Here is a 20,959-nt window from a genome sequence, read left to right as displayed (position 1 = left end):
TGGCTGGGAGTCCGCCCGCCGAGGCGGGCGCCCCTACCAGGGCAGGAACGCGTGCACGTCCTTGCCGTCGTCCCGCACCACCACACTGACCTGGTCGCACAGCGTGTGGATCAGGTACCAGCCGATACCGCCGCCGGTGCCGTCGCCGGGGTGGAACGGGCGTGGCTCCGGTGGCGTGGTGCTCGTGTCGCTGAACGTCACGTGCACCCCGTCGAACGTCCTGCGCATCACCAGCCGCAGCGGCCCGGGGGCGTACTGGATCGCATTGGCCGCCAGCTCGCTGACGACGAGCAGGATGTCGTCCCGGTACTCGGGCGTCGTCGGCGCGACCGACCGCGCGAGCGTGGTCAGGAACTCCTCCGCGCTGAGGCGGGCTCTCGTCACATCACCAAATCCCCCGTCAAACCCTGCCTCCCAGTCCTCGATCTCTTCGGACGGCGGTTTCTTCCCGCCCCCACGCGATTCGGTCGCCATCACACCTTCTTCGGCCCGCTGCCGTCGGCCGCGTGACTTCGTCGTACAGCTTTCATCGCTGCTGGTTCCCAGGCTGAGCGCGGCTACGCGTACGGAACGGTAGGAGCCTGCGGGACATCGCGGAAGAGGGAGGTCACAGGGGCCTGCCGCGCCGGTTCAGGACGCGACGCGTCCCCACTTGATAGGCAAGCGACGACTTGCCTATGCTGTGGTCGTGGCCGACGACCTTTTCAAAGCCCTGGCCGACCCCACCCGCCGCACGATTCTCGACGAGCTGACGGAGAAGTCCGGGCAGACACTGTTCGAGATCTGTGCGCGGCTGAGCATGAGGCATCAGCTCGGCATCTCGCGTCAGGGGGTCTCCCAGCACCTCGCCGTGCTGGAGGCCGCCGGACTCGTCGAGACCAGGCGGGAGGGCCGCTACAAGTTCCATGACCTGAACACGGCCCCGCTGCGGCAGATCACCGAGCGATGGCTCGTGCGCGATCCATCCGGACCCGAGGAGAACACCCCATGAAGATCCACCTGACCAGCGTCTTCGTCGACGATCAGGCCAAGGCCGAGCACTTCTACACCGAGATCCTCGGCTTCGTGAAGAAGCACGACGTCCCGGTGGGCGAGAAGGACCGCTGGCTGACCGTCGTCTCCCCCGACGAGCCCGGCGGCACCGAACTGCTCTTGGAGCCCGCCGGCCACCCGGCCGTGAAGACCTACCGCGACGCCCTCGTCCAGGACGGCATCCCCCTCGCTCAGTTCGCCGTCGACGACGTCCAGTCGGAGTACGACCGCCTGCGCAACCTCGGCGTCCGTTTCACCCAGGAACCCCTGGACATGGGTCCCGTCACCACGGCAGTCCTCGACGACACCTGCGGCAACCTGATCCAGATCGCCACGGAGCCGCAGTAGGCGGCGAACCGCGCAGGGGCCTCGGCCCGGCGCCGAGGAGTTGGCCTCCGTCAGCCGACCCGCGCGGCGATGGTTTGCGCGCACACCAGGGACTCGGTGTGCGTCGTGTCCACCTCCAGGTCGTAGCCGACCCCTTCGTGAACCACGTGCGCCTGGAGCGCGGCCATCCCCTGGACCCGGTCTCCGCGTGCGACCTCACGGCCCGCGGCGACCGCGCCGTCGCACCTGACGCCGACCCACAGCACGGCCAGATCGCCCAGCGCCTTCTGCCACCGCTGCTGGGACCCCGCCCCGCCGAGGAAGACGTCGTCGACGATGACCCTCGCGCCCGCGTGGGCCATCGCAGCGATCCCCTCGATCCAGGCCGCGTCCAGCGCCCGGAAGTCCGCCCCGACGCTCACCCCGCCGTCCGGCGCGAACGTGATCCCCCCGTCCGCCCCCTGCATCCTCGCCGGCAGGGCGGCGACGAACGAGTCGACCCCGAACGCCAGCCACGGATCCTGCAGTACGGCCTGCAGACACCGTACGATCCCGGACTTCCCCGAGCTGGAACCGCCATTCAGCACGATCACCTGAGTAGTCACCGCGCCACACTAGGCCGCTTCCCACCCTGTCCCGATGGAATTTCCCGCTGTCCGCCCCCGGCGAAGAACTCCGCGAGGGGCAGGATCGCAGCGCCGACCGTGACCGCGTCCGGGCCGAGGCCTCCGAGGTCGATGGAGACGCGCTCGGCGGGGTGGCGCAGGGCGTAGGCGGTGGCGTAGCGGCGTACGGCGGGCAGGATGCGGGGGCCCAGCCGGAGTGCCGCCCAGCCGCCGATGAGGATGCGTTCGGGCTGGAAGAGGTTGATCAGGTCGGACAGGCCGGCGCCCAGGTACTCGGCGGCCTCGTCGAGGACGGCGAGGGCCGCCGGGTCGGCCTCTGTGCCCTCGGCGGGGTGAGCCGCGGCGAGCATCGCCGTCAGTGCGGTCTCCTCGTCGGTGCCCTCCGGCGGGTGGCCGCCCTCCTCGCGCCAGCGGTCGAGGAGGGCCTCCGCGCCCGCGTACGCGTCCAGGCATCCGAGGGCGCCGCAGCGGCAGCGGCGCCCCCTGACCCGTACGGTCAGGTGCCCCCACTCGACGGACCGGCCCTGCTCCACCTCCTGTGTGACGAGACAGGCGCCGACGCCGGAGCCGAAGAGGACGACCACCGCGCTGCGGGCACCGCGGCCGGCGCCGAACCACATCTCGGCCTGGCCGAGGGCCCGGGCGCCGTTGTCGATGAAGTACGGGACGGAGTCGGGGAGTTCGCACGTCGAGCGGAGCAGCGATTCGAGTGGTACGGCGTCCCAGCCGATCGTCTGGCCGTGGACCACGGCGCCCTGTTCAGGGGTGCGGGCGACGATGCCGGGGACTCCGATGCCCACGCCGAGGAGTTGTTCGGGGGCGATGCCCGTCTCGGCGAGAACCGCGGTGATGCCGTCGCGGATGTGCCCGACGATGACTTCGACGTCGTAGCCCTGGCGCTCCAGCGGCCTTTCGGAGCGGGCGAGTTCGGTGAGGGTGAGGTCGAAGATCTCGACGCGTACGCGGGTCTCGCCGACGTCGACGCCGATCATGTGGCCGCCCGCGGGGGCGACGCGCAGCAGGGTGCGGGGACGGCCGCCGTCGGACTCGACGGTTCCGGCCTCCTCGACGAGGCCGTCGGTGACGAGTTCCGCGACCACGTTGCTGATGGAACCGCCACTCAGCCCGGTGGCCGGAGCCAGTTCGAAGCGGCTCAACGGGCCGTCGAAATACAACCGTTGCAGTACGACGCTGCGATTGCCCCGTCGCAGGTCACGCACTGTCCGCCCGTTCCGCCCTGCCATGTGGGTCCCTTCCGACGCGCCCGAACAGCAACATACCGCCGCGGGATCTCTTGACGCGCCCTTCCTTCGGGTCTTAAATCACGCTCTAAATTAACCCATGAGCGGCGTTCGGGAAGTGAACGCTCGCGTTGGGTATCCCTCCGGAAAGGGACACCTGAGCCATGCGCAGAATCCGAGCCGCGGCCGTCGGTGCCGTCACCGTTTCCCTGCTGACCGCCGTGACCGCCTGCGGTGGCGGCTCGTCGACGGGCGGCGGGTCCAACGACTCACCGAAGACGCTCACCTACTGGGCCTCCAACCAGGGCGCCAGCATCGAGGTCGACAAGAAGGTCCTCCAGCCCGAGCTCGACAAGTTCGAGAAGCAGACCGGGATCGAGGTGAAACTGGAGGTCATCCCCTGGCCGGACCTGCTGAACCGGATCCTCACCGCCACCACCTCGGGCCAGGGCCCCGACGTCCTGAACATCGGCAACACCTGGAGCGCCTCCCTCCAGGCGACCGGCGCGCTGCTGCCGTGGGACGAGAAGAACTTCACCGCGATCGGCGGCAAGGAACGCTTCGTCGACTCCGCGCTCGGCTCGACCGGCGCGCAGGGCCAGGACCCGGCGGCCGTACCGCTGTACTCGATGGCGTACGCGCTCTACTACAACAAGAAGCTGTTCGCCGACGCGGGCATAGCCAAGCCCCCGGCCACCTGGGACGACCTCGTCGCCGCGGGCAAGAAGCTGTCGGGGGACGGCAAGTGGGGCCTGGGCGCCGAGGGTTCGAACCCGTCGGAGAACATCCACCACGTCTTCGTCTTCGCCAAGCAGCACGGTGCCGACTTCTTCACCGCCGACGGCAAGCCCGACTTCGCCAATGACGGCGCGGTCGACGCGATCAAGCAGTACGTCGACCTGATGGCCAAGGACAAGGTCATCGCGCCGGGCAACGCCGAGTACGCCCAGAACCAGTCGGTGAGCGACTTCGCCAAGGGCAAGACCGCGATGCTGCTGTGGCAGAGCGCGTCCGCCAACCTCGAGTCCCAGGGCATGAGCGCGGACTCCTACGGTGTCGCCCCCGTACCGGTGCAGTCCGGCGCTCCCGGGACCGACAAGCAGGTCAACTCCATCGTGGCCGGCATCAACCTCGCCGTGTTCAAGAACACCGACAACGTCGACGGCGCCAAGAAGTTCGTGAAGTTCATGACCAGCGACGAGGAACAGAAGGTCCTGAACACCGCGTTCAGCTCGATCCCGCCGGTGAAGGGCGCCCAGTCGGACGCCTCCTTCAACGCCGGGGCCAACGCCGTCCTCAAGGACACCCTCGCCCAGAGCGCCGTCGCGATGCCGCAGGTCGCCGACGAGTCCCAGTTCGAGACGGCCGTCGGTACGGCCGTGAAGGACCTGTTCGCCGACGCGGCCGCCGGGCGTCCGGTCACCACCGACTCGGTGAAGGCGGCGCTCGAGAAGGCCCAGCAGCAGATGCCGACGAAGTGAGCACGATGACGACCGCTGCTCCCGCAGAGGCGGCCCCGCACAAGAACGCGTCCGGGTCGGCGGAGCAAACGCCCCGCTTCCGCCGCCCCGGGCGGATCCGCCGTATCGCACTGCCGTATCTGCTGCTCCTGCCGGCCCTGATCCTCGAACTGCTGGTTCATCTGGTGCCGATGGTGATCGGCATCGTGATGAGCTTCAAGGAGCTCACGCAGTTCTACATCCGCGACTGGGGCACCGCGCCCTGGACGGGTCTGTCGAACTACCAGGTGTCGGTGGACTTCGACGCCCCCGTGGGCGAGGCGCTGCTGCACTCGTTCTTCGTCACCATCGCCTTCACCCTGCTGTCGGTGGGCCTGTGCTGGCTGATCGGTACGGCGGCGGCGATCTACATGCAGGACACCTTCCGCGGCCGGGGCCTGCTGCGCGCCCTGTTCCTGGTGCCGTACGCGCTGCCGGTGTACGCGGCGGTCATCACCTGGGTGTTCATGTTCCAGCACGACAACGGGCTGGTGAACCACGTCCTGCACGACCAGCTCGGCATCACCGACAAGCCGTCCTTCTGGCTCATCGGCGACAACAGCTTCGTCGCGCTGCTCGTGGTGTCGGTGTGGAAGGGCTGGCCGTTCGCCTTCCTCATCGTCATGGCCGGTCTGCAGAACATCCCGAAGGAGCAGTACGAGGCCGCAGCCCTCGACGGGGCCGGCATGTGGCAGCAGATCCGCCGGATCACCCTGCCCTCGCTGCGTCCGGTCAACCAGGTCCTGGTGCTCGTGCTGTTCCTGTGGACGTTCAACGACTTCAACACGCCGTACGTCCTGTTCGGCAGGACCGCTCCGCAGGCCGCGGACCTCATCTCGGTCCACATCTACCAGGCGTCGTTCGTCACCTGGAACTTCGGCACCGGTTCCGCCATGTCCGTCCTGCTGCTGCTGTTCCTGCTCGTGGTGACGGGCGTCTACCTCCTGCTGACGTCCCGAGGAAGGAAGACGGCCGATGTCTAGCACCTCCCGGGCGCCCCGCTCGCCGATGGCTCCGCCGCGGTCCTACTACTGGTCCCGGCGGGTCTTCCTCACCCTGCTCACCGGGTTCGTCCTGGTGCCGGTCTACGTCATGGTCTCCAGCTCGCTGAAGCCACTGGCCGACGTCTCCGGGGAGTTCCGCTGGCTGCCCAGCGAGCTGACGATCCGGCCGTACATCGACATCTGGTCGACGATCCCGCTGGCCCGGTACTTCGTGAACTCGCTGATCGTGGCGGGCGCGGCGACCGTCTGCTCGGTGGTGATCGCGGTGTTCGCGGCGTACGCGGTCAGCCGCCACAACTTCCGGGGCAAGCGCGTCTTCACGGTCACCGTGCTGTCCACGCAGATGTTCCCCGGCATCCTCTTCCTGCTGCCGCTGTTCCTGATCTACGTCAACATCGGCAACGCCACCGGTATCGCCCTGTTCGGCTCGCGCGGCGGTCTGATCCTGACGTATCTGACCTTCTCGCTGCCGTTCTCGATCTGGATGCTGATCGGGTACCTCGACTCGGTGCCGCGCGACCTGGACGAAGCGGCGATGGTGGACGGCTGCGGGCCCCTCGGAGCGCTGTTCCGGGTCGTCGTGCCGGCGGCGATCCCGGGCATCGTCGCGGTCGCCGTGTACGCCTTCATGACCGCCTGGGGCGAAGTGCTGTTCGCGTCGGTGATGACCAACGACACCACCCGCACGCTGGCCGTCGGCCTCCAGGGCTACTCCACGCTCAACAACGTGTACTGGAACCAGATCATGGCCGCCTCGCTGGTCGTCAGCGTGCCCGTGGTCGCCGGGTTCCTGCTTCTGCAGCGCTATCTCGTCACCGGACTGACGGCGGGAGCCGTCAAGTGACCCACGCTGCTGTCTCCGACTCCGCTGTCTCCGAAAGGAATTCCGTGACCATCGACCTTGCCGCACTCCCCGAGGACTTCCTGTGGGGCACGGCCACGTCGGCCTACCAGATCGAGGGAGCCGTCGCCGAGGACGGCCGCTCCCCCTCGATCTGGGACACGTTCTCGCACACTCCCGGCAAGATCGACAACGACGACCACGGCGACGTCGCCTGCGACCACTACCACCGCTGGCGCGAGGACATCGCGCTGATGCGCCGGCTCGGCACCAACGCCTACCGGTTGTCGATCGCCTGGCCGCGTGTCGTGCCGGGCGGCGACGGGCCGGCCAACGCGAAGGGCCTCGACTTCTACGACGCGTTGATCGACGGTCTGCTGGAGGCGGGCATCACCCCGTCCGTCACCCTCTACCACTGGGACCTGCCGCAGGCGCTCCAGGACCGGGGCGGCTGGCCGGCCCGCGACACCGCCCACCACTTCGGCTCGTACGCGGCCGTCGTCGCCGAGCGTCTCGGCGACCGTGTCCAGCACTGGACCACGCTCAACGAGCCCCTGTGCTCCGCCTGGATCGGGCACCTGGAAGGCAAGATGGCGCCCGGCCTGACCGACCTCTCGGCGGCCGTCCACGCCTCCTACCATCTCCTCCTCGGCCACGGTCTGGCAGCGCAGGCGATCCGGGCGGCGGCACCGGGCGCCCAGGTCGGCATCGTCAACAACCTGTCCGCCGTCGAGGCCGCCACCGACCGCCCCGAGGACGTCGCGGCGGCCCGGCGCCAGGACGGGCACACCAACCGCTGGTGGCTGGACCCGGTCCACGGCCGTGGCTTCCCGAAGGACATGCGCGAGGTCTACGCCGCCGCGTCCGGCGTCGAACTCCCGGAGCAGCCAGGCGACTTGGAGACCATCGCGCAGCCCCTGGACTGGCTGGGCCTCAACTACTACTTCTCCTCCACCGTCGCCGACGACCCCACCGGACCGGCCCCGCACGTCCGCACGATCCGCCGTCCGGGCGTCCCGCGCACGGGCATGGACTGGGAGATCGACGCATCGGGCATCGAGCGCCTGCTGCTCCGGCTGACGCAGGACTACGGCGCCCGCAAGCTGTACGTCACGGAGAACGGCTCGGCCTACCCCGATGTCGTACGCCCCGACGGGACGGTGGACGACCCGGAGCGCCAGGAGTACCTGATCGGCCACCTCGCGGCGTGCGCGTCCGCCGCCCGCAAGGGCGCCCCGCTGGCCGGCTACTTCGCCTGGTCGCTGCTGGACAACTTCGAGTGGGCGTACGGCTACGACAAGCGCTTCGGTCTGGTGCACGTCGACTACCGCACCCAGGCCCGCACCATCAAGGGCAGCGGCCACCGGTACGCGGACATCATCCGGACGTATGCGAAGCGGGCACGCAACGCCGCCTAGCAGGCCGGGCGGCCTCTCGGGCGTACGGGGAGATCGAGGGGTGGTCACCCAAAGGGGTGACAGTTAGGCTTACCTAACTTTGTGCGCACGGTGTTCGTGCACGGTGAATCCGCTCCGGAGGGGTGCGTGAGAAAGGCGGACCTGCCGGGACGGACCGTCCTGTGGCGGGCGGTGCGGGAACAGCGCCGCGATGTCGTCCTCGGTGGCGTGCTGGGCATGGGCCATCAGACGGGCGAGGCTCTCGTGCCGGTGCTCATCGGTGTGGCCATCGACCGCGGGGTGGTGGACGGGGACGTCGCCGGTCTGCTGCTGTGGCTCGGGGTCCTGGCCGTCGTGTACATCGGGCTGTCCTTCAGCTTCCGCTTCGGTGCACGGGCCGGTGAGCGAGCCTCCGTGACGGTCGCGCACCGTCTCAGAACCGAGCTGATCGGCCGCGTCCTCGCTCCCGAAGGAGGCGCGGACGACGGCCGGTTGCCCGGCGAGTTGGCCAACACCGCCACCGAGGACGCCCGGCGGGTCGGTGCCGTCGCGATGGCACTCGTCGTCGGCGTGGCCGCCGCGACCGGTCTGGCGGTCGGGGCGGTCGTGCTGCTGCGCGTGTCGCTGACTCTCGGGCTGCTCGTGCTGCTGGGCACTCCCCTGCTGCTGTGGCTGGTGCACCTGTTGAGCAAGCCGCTGGAGCGGCGCAGCGAGACCGAGCAGGAGCGTGCGGCGCGGGCATCGGGCGTCGCGGCGGACCTGGTGGCCGGGCTGCGCGTCCTCAAGGGCATCGGCGCCGAGCAGGCGGCCGTCGCCCGCTACCGGCGGGTCAGCCGGAACTCGCTCACCGCCACCTTGCGCGCGGCGCGCGCCGAGGCGTGGCAGAGCGGGGTCGTCACCATGCTCACCGGCACGTTCCTGGCCCTGGTCGTACTCGTCGGCGGACGGCTGGCCGCGCGCGGCGACATCGGCCTCGGCGAGCTCGTCACATCCGTCGCGCTCGCCCTGTTCCTGATCGGCCCGCTCTCCGAGTTCTCCTGGGTCAACGCCGAGTTGGCCCAGGGCCGCGCGTCCGCCGCCCGGATCGCCGAAGTCCTCGGTGCCGAACACGCCGTGAAGCCCGGCCCGTCGTCCGAAGGCGCCGTGCTGCGCCGGGTGGCGGGCCGGCTGCGGTTGCGCGGCCTGTCGTACGGGCCCCTCGCCGGGGTCGATCTCGACATCGCGCCCGGCGAGACGGTTGGCGTCGTCGCCCCCGATCCCGCCGACGTCTCGGCCCTGCTGCGCTGCCTCGGCCGCCGCGCCGACCCGGACGCCGGAGCCGTCGAACTGGACGGGACGGAACTGACCGCCCTGGGCCTGGCGGAGCTGCGGGCCGCGCTCCTGGTCGCCGAGCACGACGCGGACCTGTTCGAGGGCACCCTCCTCGACAATGTCGCCGCCGCGGCTCACGCCCGGACCGGCGCGCCCGTCACCGCCGCCATCGCCGCCTCGGGCACCGACGAGGTCGTACGGACACTGCCCGACGGTCTCGACACGGCCGTCGCCGCGCGCGGGCATTCGCTCTCCGGGGGACAGCGGCAGCGCGTCGCGCTGGCCCGGGCACTGGCCGCCGAAGCGCCGGTCCTCGTCCTGCACGAGCCCACCACGGCCGTGGACACGGTCACGGAGGCGCGGATCGCCGCCGGGGTGCGGGATGTGCGCGCCGGCCTGACCACGCTGCTGGTGACCACGAGCCCCGCCCTCCTGGCAGTGACGGACCGGGTCGTCCTCCTCGACGGGGGCAGGGTCGCCGCGAGCGGCCGTCACGAGCAACTGGTCCACGACTGCGCCGACTACCGTACGGCGGTGCTCGCATGACCCCGTCCCAAGCCGGAGCGACGTCCGACGGCGCCGACCTCCTGCCCGTCGCCACACCCGCGCGTACGCGAGCAGCCGTGGCCGAACTGCTGCGACCGCAACGGCCCTTGGCCATGGCCGCGTTCGCGGTGATGGTCGGGGCCACCGCCATCGGCCTGCTGGTGCAGCCGCTGCTGGGCCGGATCGTCGATCTGGCCGCGGACCGCGCGTCCGCCGACGCGTTCACCACGACGGCGGCACTGCTGGTGGCCGTCGCCGTGGCACAGGGAGTGAGCTCCGGGTTCGGTCTGTCGCTGCTGTCCCGGCTGGGCGAGACGACGCTGGCGCGGTTGCGCGAGCGGTTCGTCGAGCGGGCGCTGGGCCTGCCGCTGGAACGGGTCGAGAAGGCCGGCGCCGGCGATCTGACCGCCCGCGTCACCGCCGATGTGTCGCTGATCGCCGAGGCGGTGCGGGGCGCCCTGCCGGAGCTGGCCCGTTCGCTGCTGACCATCGTCCTCACGCTGGGCGCGATGGCCCTGCTCGACTGGCGGTTCCTGCTGGCCGCGCTGCTGGCGGTGCCGGTGCAGGCGGCCACCGCGCGCTGGTACGTCAGCCGGGCCGTCCCGCTCTACGCCGAGCAGCGTGCGGCGGGCAGTGCCCAGCAGCAGCAACTGCTCGACACGGTCGCGGGCAGCTCCACGGTGCGGGCGTTCCGGCTGGAGCGGGAGCACGCCGAGCGGGTCGGCGAGCGGTCCTGGTCGCTGGCGGCGCTGCGGATGCGCGGCGTGCAGCTGGTCCTGGGCTTCTACAGCCGGCTGCACATTGCCGAGTACATCGGGCTGACGGCCGTGCTGGTCACGGGCTACTGGACGGTCCGCGAAGGCTCGGCGTCGATCGGCACGGCGACCGCGGCCGCCCTGTACTTCCACAGCCTGTTCGCCCCCGTCAACGCCGCTCTTGTCCTCCTCGACGACGCCCAGTCGGCGACGGCGAGCCTCGCCAGGCTCGTGGGCGTGACCGACCAGGCCCCGCCGCCGGGACCGGCCCGCCCGGTCGAGGCGGGCCCCGTCGAGGTGACGGTCCGGGCGCTCAGCCATGCGTACCGGCCGGGGCACCCCGTCCTGCACGACATCGACCTGACGATCCATCATGGCGAGCGGGTGGCGCTCGTCGGCGCGAGCGGGGCCGGCAAGACCACGCTGGCCAGGCTCGTCGCCGGTATCCAGCCGCCCGCCTCCGGCACCGTGCTGGTGGGTGGCGTCCCACCGACGGAGCTCGGCCCGGTCACCGCACGACGCACGGTCGCCCTGATCACCCAGGAGACCCACGTCTTCGCGGGCCCGCTCGCCGACGACCTCCGCCTCGCCGCCCCCGACGCCACCGACGACGAACTGCGGTCCGCGCTCGACCGCGTCGACGCCCTCGCCTGGGCAGAGGCGCTGCCCGACGAGCTGGACACGGTGGTCGGCGACGGCGGGCACCGGCTGAGCGGCGACCGGACGCAGGCGCTCGCGCTGGCCCGGCTGATCCTCGCCGATCCGCCCCTGGTGCTCCTCGACGAGGCCACCGCCGAGGCGGGCAGTGCCGGAGCGCGTGCCCTGGAGAAGGCGGTCGCCCATGCCGTGGACGGCCGCACCGCACTGATCGTGGCCCACCGCCTCAGCCAGGCGGCTGCCGCCGACCGCATCGTCGTCATGGACGCCGGGCGCATCGTCGAGACCGGCACACACGACGAACTGCGCGCCGCCGACGGCCCGTACGCGGCCCTCTGGCAGGCGTGGTCGGACTCCCGCGCCACCGGCACCTGAGACTCCACCGCACGACCCTGCCGTGACACCCTCCTAGCGGCGGCTGCGCACGAGCAGGTGGAGGAAGTACGGCGTGCCGATCACCGCGGTCATCAGACCGGCGCCGAGTTGGGCGGGTGCGATCACGGTGCGGCCGAGCAGGTCCGCGGTGCAGACGAGGGCGGCGCCCAGCAGCACGGAGACCGGGATCACCCGGACGTGCGGTCGGCCCACGAGCGCCCGGGCCGCGTGCGGGGCGACCAGGCCCACGAAACCGATCGTGCCCGCGGCGGCGACCGCGGTGGCGGCGAGCAGGACGCTCAGGAGGAGGAAACAGAGGCGCCCGCGCGCCAGGCTGAGCCCGAGCAGCCTCGGGGTGTCCTCGTCGAGGGACACGAGGTCGAGTTCCGCGCGCCGCAGGACCGCCACGGCCACACCCAGGGCGAGGACAGCCGCGAGCGGTGCGATGTCGGGCAGCGTGCGTCCGTACGTGGAACCGGACAGCCAGGTGAGGGCCTTCGCCGCGTTGAACGGGTCGGTGAGGACAATCAGCAGGCTGACCAGCGCGGTGGAGCCGGTGGCCATGCCGATGCCGACGAGGACGAGCCGGTTCTGCTGGAACCCGCCCCGCGCGGCGAGCCCGAAGACGATGATCGAGCTGACCGCCGCGCCGGTGAACGCCGCCCCGGCCACGCTCCACGAGCCGGCCAGCGGCACGGTCGTCACCAGCAGTACCGCGCCGAGCGCTGCCCCGCCGGAGACGCCCAGGACACCGGGCTCCGCGAGCGGATTGCGCGTGACGGCCTGGACGAGGGTCCCGGCCAGCGCGAGTGCCGCGCCCGCGAGGAGCGCCGCGAGAACCCGGGGCACGCGGGTGTCGAGTACGAACGACACGGCCCGACCTGCCCTGCTCTGCGTCCAGTTGACGACGTCGCCCAGCAGCAGCTTGCTGTCCCCGAGCAGCACCGAGGCGATCGTCACGCCGACCAGCACCGCCACCAGGACGGCCGTGGTGGTGACGAAGACGGTCCGGCTTCTGATGCGCAGCCGGTCGGGTGCGGCGGCCGCGGCCGTGTCCTTCAGCCGTGTGGCCATCACGATCAGGAACACGGCACCGACGAGGCTGGTGACGACGCCCGTCGGCACGGCGACCGCCAGGTCCGTCGGCACGAGGGCCCGCAGCAGGACGTCCGAGCCGAGGACGAGTGCCGCACCGGTCAGGCCCGCGAGCGGGAGGCTCGCATGTGCCCGGGTGAACCCGCGGAACCTGCGGGCGAGGGGACGCACCAGCGCGGGGGCGCACAGGCCGACGAAGCCGATGGGGCCGGCGAGGGTGACGGCCGCCGCGGAGAGCAGCGCCGCGCACACGACCGCCGTGACCCGGGTGGCACGCACCGGCACGCCGAGCCCGCGGGCGGCGTCGTCGCCGAGGGCCAAGGCGTCGATCCGGCGGGCGACGAGCAGCAGCCCGAGGAGACCGGCGACGCCGAGGGGTGCGAGCTGGGCCACGCCGTCGAACCCGCTCTGGGCGATGCTGCCCTGGTTCCACTTGTAGAGGCCCTGGGTCTCCTGGGGGAAGAGCTGGAGCAGACCCTCGGTCACGGCGGTCAGGCCGAGGGCGAGGGCACTGCCGGCGAGCACGAGCCGGACGGTGCCCGCGCCCAGGCCGGACAGGCCGAGCACGACGGACACCGCCACGAGGCCCCCGGCGAACGCGACGCCGGAGGAGGCGAGCAGGGGCAGCGAGACGCCGGTGACGGCGGCCAGCCCGAGGGCCAGGTAGGAGCCCGCGTTGACCGCGAGGGTGTCGGGCGAGGCGAGCACGTTGCGGCTGATCGCCTGGAGGGTGGCACCCGCCATCCCGAGCAGGGCTCCGACGAGGAGCCCGGCGGCCATGCGCGGCAGCCTGGAGGCGACGACGACGGAGGCGTCGGCCGGGTCGGCCCGGCCGGTGAGCGCCTTGAACACCTCGCCGGCGCCGACGGCGGCCGTGCCCTGCGTGATGTCGACGACGGCCAGGCCTGCGACCAGCAGGACCAGAGCGGCCGTCACCGCGGCCGCGCCGGCCCGGGACGTGGCGGGGGCCGCGGGCGGACGGGTGGCGGGAGTTGTCGCGGTCACGGCCATGGTGTTACTTCGTCAGCTCCTTGACGAGGGCGTCGATGTACGCCCCCATCGACTCCTGGCCGCCGAACATCCAGATACCGTCGGGCAGTCGGTGGACGTTGCCCTTCTTCACGAACGGCAGCGAGGTCCACACCTTGTCCTTGGACAGGGCGCCGGTGGCGGTGAACGGAGTGCTGCTCTGGTCGCCGTCGTTGGCGATGTAGGCGAACTGCACGTCGTCGCCCAGCTTGGTGAGCCCCTCGACGTCGGTGGTGCCGAGCCCGTAGTCCTTGTCGCCCTTGACCGTCCAGGCGTTCTTCAGGCCGAGTTCCTCGTTGACCGCGCCGATGAGCGAACCGCTGGTGAACGGCCTGATGGAGACCTGGTTGGAGATGTCGTAGCCGTCGGCGAAGGCGAACTCGGCACCGTCGAGGCCGGCGTCCGCGAGGGCCTTCTTGCCCTCGGCGACCTTCGCGTCGAACTCGTCCTTGATCTTCTCGGCCTGTTCGGTGGTGCCGGTGGCCTTGGCTATGAGGTCGAGGTTCTTCGTCATCTGCCCGATCGGGTCGGAGGCGTCGGCGGAGCGCACCTCCAGGACGGGTGCGACCTTGCGCAGTTGCTTCACGGCGGCCGGCGGCAGGTCGGTGCTGGCGACGATGAGGTCCGGCGCCAGCGCGGCGATGGTGTCCATGCTGGGCTCGCCGCGGGTGCCGATGTCCTTGGGCTCGTTCTTCAGCGGGACCGCGGTGTCCCAGGTGTTGTAGCCCTTGACGTCGGCGACGCCGACCGGGTCGACACCCAGCGACACCAGGAGCTCGACTTCGTGCCACTCGGTTCCGACGACCTTCTTGGCCGGCCCGTCGAGTTCGACCTTCTTGCCGGAGGCGTCGGTGAGGGTGATGGCCTCGCCGGCCTTCTTCTTCGCGTCGCTGCTGTCGGCGGCGGGCTCGGTCGTACCGCAGGCGGTCAGGGTGAGGGCCGCGGCGGTGGCGACCGCCGCGGTGGTGAGGAGGCGTCTCATGAGGGTGTGCTGAGCCTTTCGGTTCGCGTGTGGTGCCGGCCGATCGCGCGGGTGCGCAGCCGGCCCGTCAGGGGGTCGGTGTCGACTTCGATGCGGATGCCGTAGATGTCGGTCAGCCGCTGAGCCGTCAGTACGTCCTCGGGGAGACCGTCCGCGACGATCCGCCCCTCGTGGAGCAGCACGATCCGGTCGGCGAGGGCCGCGGCCTGGTCGAGGTCGTGCAGGACGGCGCCCACGGCGATCCCGTGGTCGTCCGCCAGGTCGCGGATCAGGTCGAGGAGTTCGATCTGGTAGCGCAGGTCGAGGTAGGTCGTCGGCTCGTCGAGGAGCAGCACGCCGGTCTCCTGCGCGAGGCAGCCGGCGAGCCATACCCGCTGGAGCTGTCCGCCGGAGAGATGCTCGGCGCCCCGCTCGGCGAGCTCGGCGACGCCGGTCATGACGAGCGCGCGCTCCACCGCGGCCAGGCCGCCCGGGTCTGCCCTGCCCCAACGGCCCCGGTACGGGTAGCGGCCGAACTCCACGACGTCCCGTACGGTCAGGCCGCTGGGCGTGGGGCGCCCCTGCGTCAACAGGGCGACGCGACGCGAGAACTCACGCGGGGTCAGGGCCAGTCCGTCGGCGCCGTCGATGACGAGCGTCGCGCTCCTGGGCCGCTGCAACCGCGAGATCGTCCGCAGCAGCGTCGACTTGCCACTGCCGTTCGGCCCCACCAGCACGGTCACTTCACCCGGCCGCAGCGTCACCGACGCGTCGTGTACGACGTCCACGCCTTCGTAGGCCACGGTGACGTCCGTGGCCAACAGCTCATGACCGCGGGGGCGCACCGCCGCGGAGGTCTCTTCACCTGCTTGCACGCGGCATAGGTTAGCCTAACCTTACTCAGACCTGTGAGGGGTCGGCGGACCGGAGCACAAGAAGAGGATCAGCCAAAGGCCGAATCCCGGCCGGGCGGGGCCAGGACCGTCCGGGCGGCCTGCCCTACGAAGCCCGCCCGCCAACTGCGGCGCGACGCGCCGCCCTCCACATGGACATTGACCGGCAGCCGGCGTCCAGCGCGGCCTTGTCGTGACCCGAGGGGCTGGTCCTGGAAGGCCATGCCGACGGGACCGGCATTCGGGTTGAGACGATACGCATCGTCTTGCTACAGTGGGCGTATGCGTTTCTTCTTCTTTCTCTGAGTCCGGGCACGGCCGATGCCGCCGTTTCTGCTGCCCGTAGACACTTCGCATTCCCAGGGAAAGTCACATGCGCGAACGCGCCCACACCGCTGCCCCCCTTGCCGTGGCCCAGCTGTCCGTCAAGGACGTCACCAAGTCCTACGGCACCCGCACCGTCCTCGACCAGGTGTCCTTCACCGTCCGTCCCGGCGAGAAGGCCGCCGTCATCGGCGAGAACGGCTCCGGCAAGTCCACCCTGCTGCGGCTGCTGGCCGAAGCCGAGGTGCCGGATGCCGGGGAGATCACCGTCAGCTTCCCCGGCGGCGTCGGCCACCTCACCCAGACCCTCGACCTGGACCCGGACTGCACCGTGCAGGACGCCGTGGACCTCGCCCTGACCGAACTGCGCGACATGGAGCGCCGCCTGCGCGAGGCGGAGGAGAGTCTCGGCGGGGCATCACAGGACGAACTCGCTGCGTACGGCGAGCTGCTGATGGCGTACGAGGAACGCGGCGGATACGAGGCGGACGCCCGCGTCGACGCCGCCATGCACGGGCTCGGGATCGCCGGGATCACCCGCGACCGCGTCCTCGGCTCGCTCTCCGGTGGCGAACAGTCACGGCTCGCGCTCGCCTGCGTACTGGCCGCCGCGCCCGAGCTGCTCCTCCTGGACGAGCCGACGAACCACCTCGACGCGACGGCCGTGCGCTGGCTGGAGGACCATCTGCGCGCACACCGCGGCACCGTCGTCGCGGTCACCCACGACCGCGGCTTCCTCGAACGCATCGCCACGACGATCCTCGAAGTCGACCGGGACGCGCACACCGTGCACCGGTACGGCGACGGCTGGACCGGCTACCGCACCGCGAAGGCCGCCGCCCGCCGCCGTGCGGCTCAGGAGCACGCGGACTGGCTGGAAGAAGTGGCCCGTACCGAGGAACTGGTCGAGGCCGCCGGGAAGCGGCTGGCCGGCACCGGCAAGGACCCCCGCCAGGGCTTCGGCAAGCATCGGCGCTCGCACGAGGCGAAGCTCGGCGGGCAGGTCCGTGCGGCCCGGGAACGGCTGGCCCACCTGCGGCGCAACCCGGTCGCGGCGCCCCCGGAACCGCTGCGGTTCACGGCGACGCTGTCGGCGGCGGGCGGCGGGCATCCCGCCGAGCGCCCGCTCGCCGAACTCGACGACGTCATGGTCGCGGAGCGGCTGCGGCTGGACGGGACGCTGACGATCGCGTCCGGGCAGCGGATGCTCGTCACCGGCGAGAACGGAGCGGGCAAGACGACGCTGCTGCGCGTCCTGGCGGGAGACCTGGAGCCGGACGCAGGCGCGGTACGCCGCCCCGCGCGGACCGGGTACCTCGCGCAGGAGCTGCCCCCGCGCTCCACACGGCTCCCGCTGCTCGCCGCCTTCGCGGCAGGGCGGCCCGGGCTGCCGGAGGAGTACGCCGAACGGCTACTGGCACTGGGCCTGTTCCGTGAGGAGGACCTGCACGTACCGGTGGCCGCGCTGTCGGCGGGCCAGCAACGGCGACTCCAGATCGCGATCCTGGTGACCCGGCCCGCGGACCTGCTCGTACTCGACGAGCCGACGAACCACATCGCGCTCGACCTGATCGAGGACTTGGAGGCGGCGCTGGCTGCGTACCCGGGAGCGGTGGTCGCGGTCTCGCACGACCGCGGCTTCCGCGAGCGGTTCACCGGGGAGCGGTTGGAGCTGCGCGCCGGCCGCAGGTGCTGAACGAGCTCCCCGGCGAGCTTTGTCATCCCCGTATCTAGACCTCTGAGGCCCGCTGGTTCACGGTGTCCCTCCTATCCGCCCTATCGGCCTGGAGGGACACCGCGGTGAGACGAAGGCGATTTGTGGCAGGGGCGATCGGCGCACTCTCGGGAGTCGCGCTCGGACCGGGCCAGGCCCTGGCCGACGTACCGACGCCCCGTACGCAGGGCTGGCAGGCCGTGCCGGCACCCGGCAGCGTTCCGGCCGCGCAGCTGCGGCGTATCGCCGCCGTCGGACCTCAACTGGCCTGGGCCGTGGGCGAGGAGGCCCGCGGCGGGTCGTCGCAGGGGCGAGCCCTGGCCATGCTGTGGAACGGCAGCGCGTGGACGAAGACCGACCTGTCGCATCTGAACCACACGCGGTTGAGCGATGTCGCCGGTGTCTGCGCCACCGCGGCGTGGAGTGTGGGCCAACCAGTCGGCACCGGCAGCCCGCTGCTGCGCTGGGACGGAACCACATGGCGCGAGGTCGCGTTCCCGGGCCAGGGCGAGGCGGACGTTCGGTTGAACGCGGTGGCAGTCGGCCCGGACCGGCAGGTGTGGATCTGCGGCAACCGAGGCGGCGCCGCCCGTCTGCTGCACGGGGACGGGCAACGCTGGCGATGGCTGGAGCCGCTGCCCGTGGCGAGCGTGAACCTGTACCGGGTGGTCCTGCGCTCGCCGGGCGAGGTCTGGGTGAGCGGCGACCAGTCGAACGGGGGCGGATGGACCGGGCTCGTGGCCCGCTGGGACGGAGCCTGGACCGTACTGCCCCCGGTCGCGGGCCTGCGCCTCAGCATCGCCGACCTCCACTCGGCCGGTCCCGACGATGTATGGGCGGTGGGCACCGAGTTCGGCGTCGGCGGGCCGCCGGGCCGTCCGGGCAACCCGTCCCTCAGCCACTGGGACGGCAGGGGCTGGACACGGGTGGAAACGGGCTTCGTCGCCGGCTCGTTGACCGGAATCGCGGGCGATGCGCAGGGGCGCGCCGCGTGGATCTCGGGCTGGAACTTCCAGGACCAGAGCCGCAGTACGTACTTACGCCGGGACGGAAGCACCTGGACCATCGTCCGGGGCCCGGCCGGCGCGGCGCCGGCGCCGTATCTCAATGCCGTGACGTCCATCCCCGGCACCACCGGGTTCTGGTCGGTGGGCATGACCAGTCCGACCCCGGCTCCGCCGACCGAGGCGTACACGGAACGCCTCGAAGCCTGACGCGGATGCGGGAGAGAGGGGGAGGGTTGGGCCGCCCAGGGATGAGCCGACGGGCGAGCCCGGCTCAGTCGGCGCTGTCGGCTTCGGCGTCTCCGACGGCTTCGGCGTCTCCGACGGTGTAGACGTCCTTGACCTTCACCTCGGTCACAGCGCGCCCCTCGGGGAACACCGCGCGCCAGTCACCGATCACATGCAACTCGTCGGTACCCATCGCGCGGACGACCATCAGGCCCTCGTCGTAGGCCCGGTGGGCCTTCCACCACAGGTTCACGAAGGCCTGGGAGCGGATCATGTGCATCCAGTCGGTGCGGTACAGCTCCCGGTTGTAGTTCGACTCCCCCATCGTCGAGACGAACTTCGAGTACATCGCCTTGACGTACTCCAGCGTCACCTCGTCGTCCTCGGCGATCGCCCGGTCCCGGGCGTCCTTCAGCGCGACGCGGAACTTCTCCAACAGGCCTTCCGTGGCCCCCGAGGTCCAGGACTCATGGATCTCCGGCGGATCGCACAGCCCGTACTTCGGGCCCGCGAGGCGCAGCAGCATGCGCAGGGTCGGCTCGGTCACCCACAACGGGCCTGGCTCGTCCCGGTTGCCGATGGGGTTGGGAAGGTAGGCGTCGTGCCCCCAGTAGGGCGGGGTGATCAGGTGCACGCCTGCGCGGCGGCGGTCGTGGTGGTCACCGGTCGTGTGCTCCAGCTGGCCGATCGGCAGATGCGTCTTGAGGGCGGACAGATAGGCGCCGTTGGTGTCGAGCGCGGTGATCTCGTGCTCGCCGGGCGGCAGTTCGGCCCGTGCCCACTTGGGCCGGGCCTCCCAGATCTGGTCGGCGCCGCGCGCCGACTGCTTGCGCAGGACGTCGGGCAGCCACGGGTGGGCGACGACGTCGTACCGGCCGCCCTTGCGGGTCTCGTCCAGCAACGCCATCGCATCCGGGATGGCCCGCTTCACCAGCGCTGCGGTCGCCGCCTCGACATCGCCGGAGTGCTTGGCGAGGGCTGCTGCGACGGCCGAGCCGATCGGGTCGGGGCTGTCGGCGGTCTTCAGCCGGCGACCGACGGGCACGACCTTGACTCCACGGGGCGCTGGCTCTGCCTGCCGACGGACGCCGACTCACGGGACTCGACCCGTGGTGCCGGGCTCTCCGCCCGCGCGGGCTCCGCCGGTTGTACGGGCCCGGCCGCACCGCACTCGGCAGGGTCCAGGTGCTGCGGAAACCCGGCGACCTGATGCCCGGCGAGCTGCCCGCACAGCACACAGGGCCGAGGCTCGGTCAGGGCCTCGACGTCGTCGGCCTCGTCCGGCGCCGTCCGCTGCTCGGCTTCCGCCGTGCCTGCGTCCACCCCGGCTTCTTCCCCGGGGAGGGCCTCCTCCGCCAGAACCGGTTCCTCGTCCGGACCGTCGTCCTCGACCGCATCGGCGGCCAGCTTGGTCCGCGCTCCCTCAAGGAAGTACGCGTACTTCTCCCGCACTTCCCCGCTCGGGTCCCGTCCCGTCTCCCACCCGCCGACCGTGGACGGGCTGACATTCAGGGCCTGCGCGAGCTGGGCACGCGAAACGCTGAGCTCTTCGCGCAGGGCACGGCGTTCCTCGGCGGGCGGCAGCGGGACCTCTTTCTTCGCCCCGGCGAGCAGAGCGTCGATCGCGTCGAAGTCCGTCACCGGACACCCCCGTCCGGAACGGTCGCCGCGGGCACGGCGGGGGCATGGCGCCCGGCAACGCGCCGGCGTTCCGCGGGCAGCGACTCCATGGCCCGGGTGGGCCCCGCCAGGAGTTCGAGGACGTCGATGCCGTAGTGCGCGGCGACCGCGTCGCAGTCCGCCAGGCTCCATACGGCGGTCCCGGACTGACGACGGCTCACCTGGGCCTGGCTCCTGCCCAACGCGGCGGCAAGATCGGTCTGCGACTCACCGGTCGCGTGCAGCAGGGCGGCCACCGCGGACCGTACTCGCTCATCGAGGCTCATAGCCATGGTGGCGACTTTACCGTCTCTTACTCATGCTCTATGCGCGGACCGCATGGCGATTCCTGCTGACGGGGGCGCGACGTCACGGCGTCGGTGATCCAGACTCGCGGCGTCGATCGGCCACGGCTGCCGCGAGCGCCGGCAGCAGCGCGCC

The 20,959-nt window shown here is 71.4% G+C and carries 17 protein-coding genes and 1 pseudogene; 10 read left to right on the top strand and 8 right to left on the bottom strand.

Features of this window, described 5'->3' with window-relative positions; genetic code table 11:
- Positions 1–33: 33 nt before the first annotated feature.
- On the bottom strand, positions 34–474 hold the full coding sequence (locus OHT51_RS40790; RefSeq protein ID WP_328883948.1) for an ATP-binding protein: 441 nt from the start codon (positions 472–474) through the stop codon (positions 34–36).
- A gap of 214 nt (positions 475–688) precedes the next feature.
- On the opposite strand from OHT51_RS40790, the gene OHT51_RS40785 reads away from it, so the two are divergent.
- Both OHT51_RS40785 and OHT51_RS40780 read left to right on the top strand, forming a co-directional pair.
- Positions 689–991, top strand: coding sequence for an ArsR/SmtB family transcription factor (locus OHT51_RS40785; RefSeq protein ID WP_328883947.1), 303 nt, complete (start codon positions 689–691; stop codon positions 989–991).
- Positions 988–1,380 carry a VOC family protein gene (locus OHT51_RS40780; RefSeq protein ID WP_328883946.1) on the top strand — a complete coding sequence of 131 codons (393 nt, stop codon included), beginning with the start codon at positions 988–990 and terminating at the stop codon, positions 1,378–1,380. Before OHT51_RS40785 ends, OHT51_RS40780 begins: the two co-directional genes overlap by 4 nt.
- Before the next feature lie 50 nt (positions 1,381–1,430).
- On the opposite strand, the gene cpt is transcribed toward OHT51_RS40780, so the two are convergent.
- Positions 1,431–1,964, bottom strand: a complete 534-nt coding sequence (gene cpt, locus OHT51_RS40775) for a chloramphenicol phosphotransferase CPT (protein WP_328883945.1) — start codon at positions 1,962–1,964, stop codon at positions 1,431–1,433.
- Positions 1,961–3,229: an ROK family transcriptional regulator gene (locus OHT51_RS40770; RefSeq protein ID WP_328883944.1), complete on the bottom strand. Its 1,269-nt coding sequence runs from the start codon at positions 3,227–3,229 to the stop codon at positions 1,961–1,963. Before OHT51_RS40770 ends, cpt begins: the two co-directional genes overlap by 4 nt.
- Positions 3,230–3,390: 161 nt before the next feature.
- Here OHT51_RS40770 and OHT51_RS40765 point away from each other — a divergent pair, with 161 nt between their 5' ends.
- The 6 genes from OHT51_RS40765 to OHT51_RS40740 all read left to right on the top strand — a co-directional run bounded on the left by OHT51_RS40765 (position 3,391) and on the right by OHT51_RS40740 (position 11,611).
- Complete coding sequence (locus OHT51_RS40765; RefSeq protein ID WP_328883943.1) at positions 3,391–4,707, top strand: ABC transporter substrate-binding protein; 1,317 nt, start codon at positions 3,391–3,393, stop codon at positions 4,705–4,707.
- A 5-nt stretch (positions 4,708–4,712) separates the two neighbouring features.
- Positions 4,713–5,708 carry a carbohydrate ABC transporter permease gene (locus tag OHT51_RS40760; RefSeq protein ID WP_328883942.1) on the top strand — a complete coding sequence of 332 codons (996 nt, stop codon included), beginning with the start codon at positions 4,713–4,715 and terminating at the stop codon, positions 5,706–5,708.
- 25 nt (positions 5,709–5,733) lie between these two features.
- Complete coding sequence (locus tag OHT51_RS40755; protein ID WP_328884600.1) at positions 5,734–6,573, top strand: carbohydrate ABC transporter permease; 840 nt, start codon at positions 5,734–5,736, stop codon at positions 6,571–6,573.
- Between the two features lie 44 nt (positions 6,574–6,617).
- A complete protein-coding gene (locus tag OHT51_RS40750; protein WP_328883941.1) occupies positions 6,618–7,988 on the top strand; it encodes a GH1 family beta-glucosidase in 1,371 nt (456 codons plus the stop codon).
- 126 nt (positions 7,989–8,114) lie between these two features.
- Positions 8,115–9,824 (top strand): ABC transporter ATP-binding protein, encoded by a 1,710-nt coding sequence (locus OHT51_RS40745; RefSeq protein WP_328883940.1) that lies wholly within the window; start codon positions 8,115–8,117, stop codon positions 9,822–9,824.
- Complete coding sequence (locus OHT51_RS40740; protein WP_328883939.1) at positions 9,821–11,611, top strand: ABC transporter ATP-binding protein; 1,791 nt, start codon at positions 9,821–9,823, stop codon at positions 11,609–11,611. Before OHT51_RS40745 ends, OHT51_RS40740 begins: the two co-directional genes overlap by 4 nt.
- 33 nt (positions 11,612–11,644) lie before the next feature.
- On the opposite strand, the gene OHT51_RS40735 is transcribed toward OHT51_RS40740, so the two are convergent.
- The 3 genes from OHT51_RS40735 to OHT51_RS40725 are packed head-to-tail and all read right to left on the bottom strand — an operon-like array spanning position 11,645 to position 15,571.
- Positions 11,645–13,717, bottom strand: coding sequence for an iron ABC transporter permease (locus tag OHT51_RS40735; RefSeq protein ID WP_328883938.1), 2,073 nt, complete (start codon positions 13,715–13,717; stop codon positions 11,645–11,647).
- Positions 13,718–13,721: 4 nt separating this feature from the next.
- A complete protein-coding gene (locus OHT51_RS40730) occupies positions 13,722–14,717 on the bottom strand; it encodes an iron-siderophore ABC transporter substrate-binding protein (RefSeq protein WP_328883937.1) in 996 nt (331 codons plus the stop codon).
- On the bottom strand, positions 14,714–15,571 hold the full coding sequence (locus tag OHT51_RS40725) for an ABC transporter ATP-binding protein (protein WP_328883936.1): 858 nt from the start codon (positions 15,569–15,571) through the stop codon (positions 14,714–14,716). Before OHT51_RS40725 ends, OHT51_RS40730 begins: the two co-directional genes overlap by 4 nt.
- Positions 15,572–15,962: 391 nt before the next feature.
- On the opposite strand from OHT51_RS40725, the gene abc-f reads away from it, so the two are divergent.
- Together abc-f and OHT51_RS40715 are read left to right on the top strand one after the other, a co-directional pair.
- Positions 15,963–17,609 (top strand): ribosomal protection-like ABC-F family protein, encoded by a 1,647-nt coding sequence (gene abc-f, locus OHT51_RS40720; RefSeq protein ID WP_328883935.1) that lies wholly within the window; start codon positions 15,963–15,965, stop codon positions 17,607–17,609.
- 122 nt (positions 17,610–17,731) lie between these two features.
- The gene (locus tag OHT51_RS40715; protein ID WP_328883934.1) at positions 17,732–18,841 is read left to right on the top strand and encodes a hypothetical protein; all 1,110 of its coding nucleotides are present in this window, start codon (positions 17,732–17,734) and stop codon (positions 18,839–18,841) included.
- A 64-nt stretch (positions 18,842–18,905) separates the two neighbouring features.
- Here OHT51_RS40715 and OHT51_RS43440 read toward each other — a convergent pair.
- Both OHT51_RS43440 and OHT51_RS40700 read right to left on the bottom strand, forming a co-directional pair.
- Positions 18,906–20,500 (bottom strand): annotated as a pseudogene (locus tag OHT51_RS43440) (helix-turn-helix domain-containing protein).
- Positions 20,497–20,811: a helix-turn-helix domain-containing protein gene (locus tag OHT51_RS40700; protein WP_328883931.1), complete on the bottom strand. Its 315-nt coding sequence runs from the start codon at positions 20,809–20,811 to the stop codon at positions 20,497–20,499. Before OHT51_RS40700 ends, OHT51_RS43440 begins: the two are co-directional and overlap by 4 nt.
- Positions 20,812–20,959 lie beyond the last annotated feature (148 nt).

Source organism: Streptomyces sp. NBC_00299, from assembly GCF_036173045.1.
In the GTDB taxonomy this organism is placed as follows: domain Bacteria; phylum Actinomycetota; class Actinomycetes; order Streptomycetales; family Streptomycetaceae; genus Streptomyces; species Streptomyces machairae.
This window is presented reverse-complemented; position numbering and strand designations above follow the sequence as displayed.

Bases quoted from the DNA above. Each gene is read 5' to 3' on its own strand.
- OHT51_RS40790 (WP_328883948.1), bottom strand. From the start codon at position 474: ATGGCGACCGAATCGCGTGGGGGCGGGAAGAAACCGCCGTCCGAAGAG.
- OHT51_RS40780 (WP_328883946.1), top strand. From the start codon at position 988: ATGAAGATCCACCTGACCAGCGTCTTCGTCGACGATCAGGCCAAGGCC.
- OHT51_RS40770 (WP_328883944.1), bottom strand. From the start codon at position 3,229: ATGGCAGGGCGGAACGGGCGGACAGTGCGTGACCTGCGACGGGGCAAT.
- OHT51_RS40765 (WP_328883943.1), top strand. From the start codon at position 3,391: ATGCGCAGAATCCGAGCCGCGGCCGTCGGTGCCGTCACCGTTTCCCTG.
- OHT51_RS40760 (WP_328883942.1), top strand. From the start codon at position 4,713: ATGACGACCGCTGCTCCCGCAGAGGCGGCCCCGCACAAGAACGCGTCC.
- OHT51_RS40755 (WP_328884600.1), top strand. From the start codon at position 5,734: ATGGCTCCGCCGCGGTCCTACTACTGGTCCCGGCGGGTCTTCCTCACC.
- OHT51_RS40740 (WP_328883939.1), top strand. From the start codon at position 9,821: ATGACCCCGTCCCAAGCCGGAGCGACGTCCGACGGCGCCGACCTCCTG.
- OHT51_RS40735 (WP_328883938.1), bottom strand. From the start codon at position 13,717: ATGGCCGTGACCGCGACAACTCCCGCCACCCGTCCGCCCGCGGCCCCC.
- OHT51_RS40730 (WP_328883937.1), bottom strand. From the start codon at position 14,717: ATGAGACGCCTCCTCACCACCGCGGCGGTCGCCACCGCCGCGGCCCTC.
- abc-f (WP_328883935.1), top strand. From the start codon at position 15,963: ATGCGCGAACGCGCCCACACCGCTGCCCCCCTTGCCGTGGCCCAGCTG.
- OHT51_RS40700 (WP_328883931.1), bottom strand. From the start codon at position 20,811: ATGGCTATGAGCCTCGATGAGCGAGTACGGTCCGCGGTGGCCGCCCTG.